General features: G+C 38.0%; 8 protein-coding genes. All 8 read right to left on the minus strand.

Annotated elements, in window-relative coordinates; genetic code table 11:
* Positions 1-27: 27 nt before the first annotated feature.
* Positions 28-1,851, minus strand: a complete 1,824-nt coding sequence (locus tag OD90_RS06925) for a cbb3-type cytochrome c oxidase subunit I (protein WP_144668308.1) — start codon at positions 1,849-1,851, stop codon at positions 28-30.
* Between the two features lie 30 nt (positions 1,852-1,881).
* A complete protein-coding gene (locus OD90_RS06930; RefSeq protein WP_144668310.1) occupies positions 1,882-2,964 on the minus strand; it encodes a cytochrome c oxidase subunit II in 1,083 nt (360 codons plus the stop codon).
* A gap of 27 nt (positions 2,965-2,991) precedes the next feature.
* Positions 2,992-4,386: a quinol:cytochrome C oxidoreductase gene (locus tag OD90_RS06935; protein ID WP_144668311.1), complete on the minus strand. Its 1,395-nt coding sequence runs from the start codon at positions 4,384-4,386 to the stop codon at positions 2,992-2,994.
* Between the two features lie 31 nt (positions 4,387-4,417).
* Positions 4,418-5,116, minus strand: a complete 699-nt coding sequence (locus tag OD90_RS06940) for a c-type cytochrome (RefSeq protein WP_144668313.1) — start codon at positions 5,114-5,116, stop codon at positions 4,418-4,420.
* 9 nt (positions 5,117-5,125) lie between these two features.
* Positions 5,126-5,656: a DUF3341 domain-containing protein gene (locus tag OD90_RS06945; RefSeq protein WP_144668315.1), complete on the minus strand. Its 531-nt coding sequence runs from the start codon at positions 5,654-5,656 to the stop codon at positions 5,126-5,128.
* Positions 5,657-5,662: 6 nt separating this feature from the next.
* Entirely contained in the window at positions 5,663-7,426 is a 1,764-nt protein-coding gene (gene nrfD / locus OD90_RS06950) for an NrfD/PsrC family molybdoenzyme membrane anchor subunit (RefSeq protein WP_144668317.1), read from the minus strand.
* A gap of 32 nt (positions 7,427-7,458) precedes the next feature.
* The gene (locus OD90_RS06955; protein WP_144668319.1) at positions 7,459-10,533 is read right to left on the minus strand and encodes a TAT-variant-translocated molybdopterin oxidoreductase; all 3,075 of its coding nucleotides are present in this window, start codon (positions 10,531-10,533) and stop codon (positions 7,459-7,461) included.
* A 91-nt stretch (positions 10,534-10,624) separates the two neighbouring features.
* Positions 10,625-11,908, minus strand: a complete 1,284-nt coding sequence (locus OD90_RS06960; protein WP_144668321.1) for a c-type cytochrome — start codon at positions 11,906-11,908, stop codon at positions 10,625-10,627.
* Between the last annotated feature and the right edge of the window lie 130 nt (positions 11,909-12,038).

The raw sequence follows: 12,038 nt of genomic DNA on the forward strand, positions 1-12,038 counted from the left end.
ATGGGTTGCCTTTATTTATAGAACATCCTAGTGATGCATTTCTTCTTCATTAACTTGAAGTGGTACCGTTTGTGGTACGTAATCTTGACCTGCTAGCACATAATCAGATTCATCTTTATTCAATTTTGAATAATCATAAGGCCATCTGTGTACTTCTGGAATCGCTCCTGCCCAGTTTCCATGTATATGCTTATGTTCTGTTGTCCATTCAAGCGTATTAGATTTCCAAGGGTTTTTAGAACCTACTTTTCCAAAAAACATAGAGTGGATAAAGTTATATAAGAAAACTAGCTGTGCGGCAGCAGTAATAAAAGCAAATATTGTGATTGCTTTATTTACGTCTACTAAATCATCGAAGTATGGAAATGCGGAGTTTGTATAATAACGTCTAGGCAATCCAGCCATTCCAATAAAATGCATTGGGAAAAATATACCGTATGCTCCAATTACAGTTACCCAGAAGTGTACATAACCTAAATTTTTATTCATCATTTTCCCTTCAAACATTTTAGGGAACCAGTGATAAACACCTGCAAACAGACCATATAATGCAGATATACCCATCACTAAGTGAAAGTGAGCCACTACAAAGTAAGTATCGTGTACATTGATGTCAAGTGTAGAATCTCCCAAAATTATACCCGTAAGACCTCCTGATATGAAAGTAGATACAAGGCCGATAGAGAATAACATTCCTGGGTTGAATTGTAAATTACCTTTCCAAAGAGTGGTGATATAATTAAAGGCTTTTACCGCTGATGGTATCGCTATTAAAAGTGTTGTAAATGTAAATACAGATCCTAAAAATGGGTTCATTCCTGAAATAAACATATGGTGACCCCATACAATTGTAGATAAAAAGGCAATTGCAAGTATCGAAGCAACCATTGCACGGTATCCAAAAATAGGCTTACGTGAATTCGTTGCAATAATCTCTGAAGTTATCCCAAGTGCTGGTAATAATACAATGTAAACCTCTGGGTGACCTAAGAACCAAAATAAGTGTTCAAAGAGTACAGGTGATCCACCAGAATTGTGTAGTACCTCACCTCCTATATAAATATCTGACAAGAAGAAGGAAGTTCCAAAGCTTCTATCCATAATAAGCATTAAAGCTGCAGACAACAGAACTGGAAATGATACAATGCCTATAATAGCAGTTACAAAAAACGCCCATATAGTTAGCGGAAGTCTAGTCATAGACATTCCCTTTGTACGTAAATTAATAACTGTTACTACGTAGTTAAGCGAACCTAATAATGAAGAAGCAATAAATATCGCCATAGACACTAACCATAAAGTCATACCCATACCAGAAGCAGGAATACTATTAGGTAAAGCAGATAATGGTGGGTAAATGGTCCAACCAGCTGCTGCAGGACCTGACTCTACAAAAAGAGACATTACCATAATAACAGATGATAGGAAAAATAACCAATAGGATACCATATTAAGGAATCCAGAGGCCATATCGCGTGCACCTATCTGAAGTGGAATAAGCAAGTTACTAAAGGTACCACTTAGACCTGCAGTAAGTACAAAGAAAACCATAATGGTACCATGTATCGTAATAAGAGCTAGGTAAATATTTGGATCCATTACACCGTCTTTTCCCCAATCTCCGAGTAATACCTCATAAATAGTGAATTGGTGATCTGGCCAAGCTAGTTGTAAACGGAATATAAGAGACATTCCTATACCTATAATACCCATTATCAAACCAGTAATTAAGTACTGCTTTGAGATCATCTTGTGATCTGTACTAAAGATATATTTCGTTATAAACGTTTGCTCGTGGTGGTGCTCGTGATCATCGTGACCATGATCTGCTGTTGGTGCGTGTGCTGCCATACCTAGTTTCTTTAGTTTTATTTTTTTCTTTTATTCTTGAGAAGCTACTAATGAACTACCAAAAGTTTTTTGTTCTGACATCCAAGCATCGTATTCTTCTTGAGTCTCAACAACAATTTTCATTTGCATATTATAGTGTGATGCTCCACAAATCTTATTACATAGCAAGTAATAATCAAATTCATCATAGTCGTCTATTGGGCCATTTCCAGCGGCAATAGACTCTTTATTTTTTTCTTTTCTTAATTCCTTGATGGTTGCCATCTTGTCTTTCATATAATCCGTATCTCGGATTTCTGCAGTGGTCTTAGAAGGTGTAAATGAAAATTGTGTTATCATTCCAGGTACGACATTCATTTGCGCTCTAAAGTGAGGCATATATGCTGAGTGTAAAACGTCTTGAGAGCGAAGTTTGAATACTACCTGTCTTCCAACTGGAAGATGAAGTTCTGTAGTGATCTTATCATCCATTGCATCTGCATCACTCTCATCTACTCCTACAGTATTTGCACCTTCTATAAATCGTACATTGGCATTTCCGAGTATATTATCTTCTCCAGCGTATCTAGCTTGCCATCCAAATCGTTTTGCATAAAGCTCTACAACAATAGCATCCTCTTCTTCCTCAAAATTCATGATATCAGACCATGTAAAAAGACCATAAATTATAAGACCAGCGAGAACTATTACCGGAATAATGGTCCAGATAAATTCAAGCTTATCATTATCTGCATAAAACAATGCCTTTTGACCTTTTTTTCCACTATACTTATAAGCAAAGTAATGTAGTAATGCTTGAGTAATTACTTGAACAAACATTATGAGTGCAAGAGATATGAATAATAAGTTATCATATGCCCCCCCGTGCTCAGAAGATGCTTCTGGTAAATAAAATTTACTGTAATGCCAGAAACAGTAAAACATTATAAAATAAAATACGATGGCAAAACCTAACATCAATTTTCCGTTGATACGGTTGTCCTTATCATCTGCTACCTGAGCAGATTCACTATTAGTATCTTTATTAAACTGCGATAGTTTAAAAATCTTTGACATTTGCCAAAGTGTGACTACAAATAGAATTACTACGATGAGTGCTAATAAACCTGTCATTGCTTTCTAACTTCTTTAATCTAAATTCTAATAATGAAAATGCTTACTTTCTTCAATAAGCGGGTTACGCTTAGGCTCTAATGGACGACTTGCTAATGAACTAAATACGATTAATATAAATAAACCGAAGAAGAACATAAGTGCTCCAATCTCTACAAAACCAAATGACCATACTGTCCCTACTGTTCCAGGCATAATCATGTTAAAAATATCTACATAGTGGCCTAATAAGATCACTACACCTGCCATTACGACAAACCAGTTCACTCGCTTAAAATCACTGTTCATTAATATTAATAATGGAAAAATAAAGTTCATTACTAACATCCCAAAGAACGGTAAGTTGTAATCTTCAATTCGCTGAATATAGTACGTTACTTCTTCTGGTATATTAGAATACCAGATAAGCATGAATTGAGAAAACCATAAATATGTCCAAAAAATACTGAAACCGAACATAAATTTAGCAAGGTCATGGATATGGCTATCATTCACATTAGGTAAGTAACCAGCACCTTTTAAAATCATTGTTATCAATGCAATAGTAGTAATACCACAGACCATCATACCCGCAAGGACATACCATCCAAATAGCGTACTAAACCAGTGTGGATCTACAGACATAATCCAGTCCCAAGACATCATAGACTCTGTGTATAAAAAGAATACTAAAAATCCTGCTGCTAATTTGAAAGATTTTTTATGCCATCTATTATCAGAGGCTTCATCTTGATTTCTTGAAAACTTAACAGCAAAGAAACGATAAGCACACCAACCACCTACAAAAATAACCGCTCTTATCAAAAGACCAGGAACGTTTAACCAGCCAGATTTTCCTGCAATTAATTTATCGTAGTTATCACTCGCTGGATCAGTTATACCGTCTGCCATCCAATGAAACATATGGTTAAAATGAAAACCTGATAGTGCAAGAAGTACTATCATTATAACCCCTCCAGGAAGTAAGTAAGCTGTTATGGCTTCCATAACTCTCAAAAGTAATGGAGACCATCCAGCTTGTGAAGCATATTGAACTGCATAAAATGCAAGACAACCTAATGCAATCATAAAAAAGAAAAACGCAGCTATATAAATAGCAGACCAAGGTTTATTATGGTAACCATCTAATAAATGTTGATTGTGCTCCTCCTCCGTCATTACGTGACCTTCGGAGTGATCTTTTATTGAGGCAACTTCAATATGGGACGTAGATCCATGTTCTGCATGAGCAATATCATTCGTACTGTGATCATCTACTAGCGCGTGGTTTTCATCACCATGCCCATCACCGTGACCTGCATGCATAGCCTCAATATCCTCAATGGTATGCGGCATAAATAATGCATCTACAGTAAAAAGAACTGCTCCTACTACCATAAAGATAATAGCTGATAATTTTAAATTGTTAGATAATGTATACATATCTTAAATATCGGTTGTTCCGTTAGTTAGTTTAGTCTTCGTCTCCAGTTGCATTCACAGGATCAGATTCTGGTCCTGGAATGGCATCTACAGCTCCTTCATTTAAATCTACATCAATCTGTCCTTCGGTCATTTCCTCTATAATATCTTCTGAAGAAAATACTCTTTCTGGATTACCGTCTAATTTCGCTTTTAGCGACATTACATAGTGATTGACCATCCATAATTCGTCTTCCGTCATTTGAGACGCATACGACCCCATGGAGTTGATTCCGTAATACATTACGTGATATACGCTTCCTTCTGTAATTGCTCTTCCTTCATCGTTATAAGCAGGTACACCAAGAATTTTCTCGCGTTTTGCTAAAATACCTTGACCATCACCTTTCTCACCATGACAAATACCACAATAAATATTATAGAGTTCATTTCCTTTAACAAAGTTTTCCTCTGTATAAGGTAGCGGATTTATCAAATTCGCTTTTGCAGAAGCTTTTCCCTCTTGCGTGTTGTCGTAATCGTAAGGTAACCACCCTCGTGCTATAGAGCCCTCTGCTGGTGTCATCGCTTCATATCCATCAGGAAACACCTCGTATTTACCATAGGCCTCATAACCTACAGACTCATACATATTAGGCATATATTGATAGTTAGGCTTATTATCATCCTTACAAGAAATAAGACTTGAAAAGGCAACTAATAAAACTGCTATTTTTAAAATATTCTTCATTGCGTTGAGTTAAGCTTCGTTTGCAATTAAATTAATCTCTACAGCTCCAGTTGTTACTAAAAAGTCTGCAAGTTCTTTTCCATCCTTTCCAGTAGCATCGATTTCCATTAGGAAGTGATCATCTGTAGTTCGTATATCTGGGTTTTCTGCTTTTTTAAATGGCCATAATTTACTCCTCATATAAAAGGTAATTACCATTAAGTGAGCAGCAAAAAATACTGTAAGTTCAAACATAATTGGCACGAATGCTGGCATGTTCTCTATATAGCTAAATGATGGTTTACCACCTATATTTTGAGGCCAATCTTCTATCATGATAAAATTCATCATAGTAATAGCCACAGTAAGACCTACACATCCATATAAGAAAGCTGTAATTGCCAATCGTGTTGGAGCTAGCCCCATAGCCTTATCAAGTCCATGAACAGGAAATGGTGTGTAAACTTCGTTTATATGAAGATGTTTATTCTTCACCTCTTTGACAGCATTCATTAGAATGTCGTCATCTGTATATAATGCATGTATAACTGTAGATGCCATACTTAGTTATTTAAGGTTGTTAGCTTGTCCTGCCCAATCGTCACGCTCTGCACGACCTGGGAAAGAACCCGTTAAATTATCTAATAAATTATACTCACGTGAAGTCATTCTACTTACTTGCTCGTAAGTGTAGATACCCAACTCATTAAGCTTTTCTTCCATCTTTGGACCTATACCATTGATTACTTTTAAATCATCAGCTTTTTGAGATGCCGGATCAAATGAACCCAGACGATCGGTAAGTGATTCATTACCATGCGTATCTTCGGTAATAAGAACTTCATCCACAGCAACCTCTTTATGTGTTGCTACGTAAGAGCCATCCAAATTCATTTTAACTGGACCACCAGAAGTACGTGGGTCTGCACCAGTACCCACGAGCGACTGTCCAGATTCTCTTAATCGCTTATAACGCTCTCCAGATGATTTCATAATCGTCTTTACTTCGGCCTGTGCAATCACTGGGAAAGTACGAGCATACAATAGGAAGAGTACAAAAAAGAATCCTATTGTTCCTATGAAAATACCAATATCTACAAATGTAGGCGAGAACATCGTCCATGAAGATGGAAGGTAATCTCTGTGAAGTGAAGTTACAATAATTACAAAACGCTCAAACCACATTCCAATATTTACCACAATAGAGATAAAGAAAGAGAACATAATAGATCTTCTCAATTTAGGTATCCACATAAATTGCGGGGAGAATACATTACAGATCATCATACTCCAATATGCCCAAGCATAAGGACCAGTTGCTCTATTTAAGAATGCATACTGCTCGTATTCTACACCAGAATACCAAGCCATGAATAACTCTGTAATATAAGCAACACCCACTATAGAACCAGTAATCATAATTACAATGTTCATAAGTTCAATGTGCTGTACTGTTATATAAGCTTCCAAATTAGAAACCTTACGCATCACAATAAGAAGCGTATTTACCATAGCAAAACCAGAGAAAACCGCACCTGCCACAAAGTATGGAGGGAAGATTGTCGTGTGCCACCCCGGTATAACTGATGTTGCGAAGTCAAAAGATACAATCGTGTGTACAGAAAGTACTAGTGGTGTTGCTAAACCTGCAAGAACAAGAGACACCTCTTCAAATCGCTGCCAATCTTTAGCTCTACCAGACCATCCAAAAGATAGAAGACTGTAGATTTTTTTCTGAAATGGCTTTACTGCTCTATCACGGATCATTGCAAAATCTGGAAGTAACCCTGTCCACCAGAAAACTAATGATACAGATAGATACGTTGATATAGCAAATACATCCCACAGTAAGGGAGAATTAAAGTTTACCCACAGTGAACCAAATTGGTTAGGAATAGGCAATACCCAGTATGCTAACCAAGGACGTCCCATATGAATGATCGGAAACAAACCTGCTTGAACTACTGAAAAGATAGTCATTGCCTCTGCAGATCTGTTAATTGCCATACGCCATTTCTGACGGAATAGTAATAGTACTGCCGATATTAAAGTACCTGCGTGACCGATACCTACCCACCAAACAAAGTTTGTGATATCCCAAGCCCATCCTACGGTTTTATTTAGACCCCAACTACCTATACCGTTTGTAATGGTATAAATAATACAGCCTATGCCCCATAAAAAGGCAACAAGTGCAATAGAAAATACTATCCACCAAGATTTGTTAGCCCTCCCTTCAACAGGAGCAACTACGTCGAGTGTCACATCGTGATACGTCTTATCTCCGGTAACTAGTGGTCTTCTTATAGGTGCTTCGTAATGCGCCATAATCCTATATAATTAGTTCTTTTGATTAGTTGATTTTATACTTCTTCCGTGTTACGTACTATCGTTTGATAGAATACGTTAGGCTTAGTTCCTACATGCTCAAGAAGGTGATACATTCTATCATCTTCTTTTAATGCAGCTACTTTACTGTCTTTATCATTGATATCTCCAAACGCGAGTGCACCATTAGTACAAGCGTTAGAACAAGCCGTAGCAAATTCACCATCTTCAATCTTACGTCCATCACGCTTAGCGTCAAGAATTGTTTTTTGTGTCATTTGTATACACATAGAACATTTCTCCATTACACCACGAGAACGTACCGTCACATCTGGATTAATAACCATACGACCTAAGTCGTTGTTCATAAAGTAATCAAATTCGTCATTACCACTATATTGGAACCAGTTAAAACGACGTACTTTATAAGGACAGTTGTTTGCACAATATCTTGTTCCTACACAACGGTTATAAGCCATTTGATTTTGACCTTGACGACCGTGTGACGTTGCTGCTACTGGACATACAGTCTCACAAGGAGCGTGGTTACAGTGCTGACACATAATCGGCTGGAAAGCCACCTGTGGATTTGCAGCAGGATCTTCTAATTCTCCAAAACCTCCCAAAGAACCATTATCACCACCTAGACCACTAAAATCATTCTTCTTAGTATTATCTAGCTCAAATTCATCCTCAGAAGAATAATATCTATCGATACGCAACCAATGCATATCACGACTACGTCTTACTTCTGATTTACCTACTACAGGCACGTTATTTTCTGCGTGACATGCAATCACACATGCACCACAACCGGTACACGCATTGAGGTCTATCGCGAGATTAAAGTGATGCCCTACAGAGCGATCAAATTCATCCCAAAGATCAACCTCTGGTGAAGTAACCTCATATTCTATATGACCTTTACTTACTTCCGGAACTGGATTCCAGAAATGCTTATCTTTTGTATTAAATATCTCAAGAGAAGTTTCCCTTACGATATCACCACGCCCCATTAGTGTATTATGTAATTGCACAGAAGCAAACTCGTGCACACCTCCTACTTTCTCTATAGAAACTTTTTGCGTGGTTTGGAAATTTTGCATTAACGGGAATGCGTTTACCCCAACCTGCATTTCTTCTTGAATAGATTCTTTACGACCATAACCTAAGGCTAGACCTACAGAACCTTTAGCTTGCCCTGGCTGTATCATCACGGGTACATTTTCAATAGTAACCCCATTTACAGTTACATTTGCATAGTGACCATTAAGACCTCCATTTGCATCGTGACGTGCCTCGGTAAAGAACGTACTTCTGTCAAACCACAATCCTAAATCTTTAGCATCTGCCTCAGACATAGTTAGATAATTATCCCAAGTACAACGAGTTAAAGGGTCTGGCATCTCTTGTAACCAAGGATTATTTGCCTGAGTACCATCACCCATTGAAACTTTTGTATATAAAGTCAATTCAAAATTACCATCTCCTTCTTGTAGTACTGAAGAAGAAAGACCTGCATCTGAAGTTATAGAAGCATCTGAAGTAGATCCCGCTTTCGCGAAAGCGCTAGTCATCACAACCCCCGCTTGCACAGATTTATTAAATTCTACTCCTGCAGTAGTCATTGTCTCCTTTAGGTACTGATAATATGTTTTATCCTGCCCCATCCAAGTCAATAGGCTCTGCTGAAATTGACGTGTATTAAATATTTCTTTAATGGTAGGTTGCTGTAAACTAACCTCCCCCATTTTAATTTGAATATCCCCCCATGATTCTAGATAATGAGGCACAGGTGCAATATGTGTTGAAAGTGCAGCGGTTTCATCTGCACGTAAAGAACAAGAAACAGATACATCTACTTTCTTAAGACCCTCTACAAAATCTACAGCATTAGGAAGTGAGTAAGCCGGGTTAACACCTGCCATAATCAAAGTTCCCACCTGACCTGTGTTCATTTCCTTAACCAACTGCATTACTTCACGAGCATCTGCAGAACGAGTTAATATTGGATTTGCGGTGTCTACAGCTTCTTTACCTTCATTAAAGTCGAGTGCCATTTTTTGTGTAGCTACATCTTGTACACCTGTCACAAGAACTCCTTTTGCTCCAGCAGCTTGCAGAGCTTTACGAGCCTGCATTACTTTCTGCTGTACATTTTCTGGTAATCCAGAAGCAGAACCTCCAGTAAGCGCTTTAACAATTGCTTTTTGTTGAGAAGGTGTAACCGGAATTCTTACATCAGCATTTGCACCTGTAAGAGACATATTTGCCTCAAATTGGTAATGTTTAGACATCTTACCGTTTTCTGGAATACGTCCTTTTGAATATCCAGCATCTGCGCTGCCACCATTCCAATCACCTAAGAAATCAGCTCCAACAGAAACAATCACTTCTGCTTTTCCAAAGTCATAGTCCGGTAAGGCACGGAAACCATATTTTAATTCATAAGCATCTAATGCAAACTGCTCCCCAGCTGCATCGTATGCAACATGAGAAACATTAGGAAACATAGTCTTGAACTCTTCAATCAATTTTTCTGTAGATGGACTTGCAAAAGTTTGGGTTAACAAAACCGCCCTCTTACCACCTTGTAATGAGGCAATAACACCTTTGTCAATAGCATCCCAAGACACTTCTTCACCCCCTGCAGTAGGGTACTGAGCTCTTTTAGTGTCATACATACCAAGAACAGATGCATGCACACGAGCATTTGCACCGTAACCAGCTTTTGCAAGATCATTATTTTCAATCTTAATAGGACGACCTTCTCTAGTTTTCACAAGAACACTAGCATAGTCAAAACCATCTGCAATAGTCGTTGCATAATAATCTGCAACACCAGGAATGATTTGTTCTGGCTGAACCACGTAAGGCACAGACTTCACAACAGGGCCCTCACAAGCAGCAAGTGAAACCGCCGCTGTAGAAAATCCTACATATTTTAGAAAGTCACGACGTGTAGTTTCTGTACTCTCAAGCGTTTCTTTATCGCCCAAAAATTCATCTGTCGGAATTTCTTGTACAAACTCATTCTGTCTTAGCGCCTCTACAGATGCATCTCCGTGGAGCTCATCGACACTTTTCCAGTATTTCTTGTTTGATGACATATAATTGATTGTTATAAATTGTGATTCTTTAGGAATCGATACTTATTATACTTTTAACCTGCTTACGCTACAGATCTATAAAAAATTAAACCTAGTAATGACACTTACCACATTCCAGTCCACCCATTTGAGCAGCTGTCACCTTTTCAACACCATACTTTTGAGCTAATTGCTCATGAATCTCTTCATAGTATGCATTACCCTCGATTTTTACGTTTGTTTCACGGTGACAGTTAATACACCACCCCATTGTAAGAGGTGCATATTGGTACATGACTTCCATTTCTTGAACAGGACCATGACATTTTTGACATTCGATCCCCGCTACACTAACGTGCTGTGAGTGATTAAAATAAGCAAAGTCTGGTAAATTGTGTATACGCACCCACTCTACAGCTTGAGTTTCCCCCGTATAAGACTGTGTCGCCTGATCCCAACCTACAGCTTTGTAAAGCTTTTGTATTTCTTTATCATAAAAAGCCTTAGAGTAATCTTCATTTACACTAGTATAATCACCGTCTCCAGCTACTTCTGAAATAGACTTGTGACAATTCATACAAATATTAAGAGACGGAATCCCCGAATGCTTAGACACCCTAGCAGATGAGTGACAATACTTACACTCAATTGCATTTTCACCAGCATGTATTCTATGCGAGTAATGTATTGGCTGTACTGGCATATACCCTTGATCTACACCTACCTGAGACATCCAACCGTAAGCAAAATAAGCACTCCCTAGCAATAAGAATATTACAGAGACCAATACGAGAAATTGATTCTCTATAAAAGCTTTCCATATAGGCGTCCCATTTTCTTTGGCAGGAACCTCAATCCCTTGCTTTTGTGCGAATTTATTAAGCGTATTATTCACTAAGAACAACACCGCCACTAACAATAAAAGCACAAATGCTAAAATTGCAAGAATAACCGTATTAGAAGCCCCTCCAGTTGCAGCGCCCTCAGCAACACCAGCAACTGCGACAGGAGGTGCAGGTTGAGGCGTATCAGTATACGCAAGAATATTATCTATATCTGCATTTGATAATGCAGGGAAAGAATTCATTACTTTATTTCCGTTTGCTTCGTAAATACTCACAGCAAGTGCATCTCCAGATTTAATAAGCCCTTGGCTATTCTTGATCCATTTGTATAAAAACTCACGGTCGTATTTTTCAGAAACCCCATTAAGCTTAGGCCCTGTCATGTCCTTATACAACTTATGACAAGCAGCACAATTTGCATTAAATAGTGTTTTACCCACTGTAGCATCTGCTGCATCTTGAGCAAATAATGACGAAGATATCGAGATAAGAGCCACCACAGTAAGCGTAATGAGTCTAGAGAATGAATGTTGGCGTTTAACCTGTATCATAATTGGTATTGAATTAGCTTCAAAAAGATGGCACGGTTTTTACATCTAGTTATGTTAATAGGCTGTTAAACCCGCGCACAAAATTGTATGCAAAAATAATACTTACGCCCCATTTTATTTAGGACTACAA

Source organism: Dokdonia sp. Hel_I_53 (assembly GCF_007827465.1).
Lineage (GTDB): Bacteria > Bacteroidota > Bacteroidia > Flavobacteriales > Flavobacteriaceae > Dokdonia.

Excerpts from the sequence above, each read along its gene's own strand:
- OD90_RS06935 (WP_144668311.1), bottom strand. The coding sequence starts at position 4,386 with ATGTATACATTATCTAACAATTTAAAATTATCAGCTATTATCTTTATG.
- OD90_RS06925 (WP_144668308.1), bottom strand. The coding sequence starts at position 1,851 with ATGGCAGCACACGCACCAACAGCAGATCATGGTCACGATGATCACGAG.
- OD90_RS06960 (WP_144668321.1), bottom strand. The coding sequence starts at position 11,908 with ATGATACAGGTTAAACGCCAACATTCATTCTCTAGACTCATTACGCTT.
- OD90_RS06940 (WP_144668313.1), bottom strand. The coding sequence starts at position 5,116 with ATGAAGAATATTTTAAAAATAGCAGTTTTATTAGTTGCCTTTTCAAGT.
- OD90_RS06945 (WP_144668315.1), bottom strand. The coding sequence starts at position 5,656 with ATGGCATCTACAGTTATACATGCATTATATACAGATGACGACATTCTA.
- OD90_RS06930 (WP_144668310.1), bottom strand. The coding sequence starts at position 2,964 with ATGACAGGTTTATTAGCACTCATCGTAGTAATTCTATTTGTAGTCACA.
- OD90_RS06955 (WP_144668319.1), bottom strand. The coding sequence starts at position 10,533 with ATGTCATCAAACAAGAAATACTGGAAAAGTGTCGATGAGCTCCACGGA.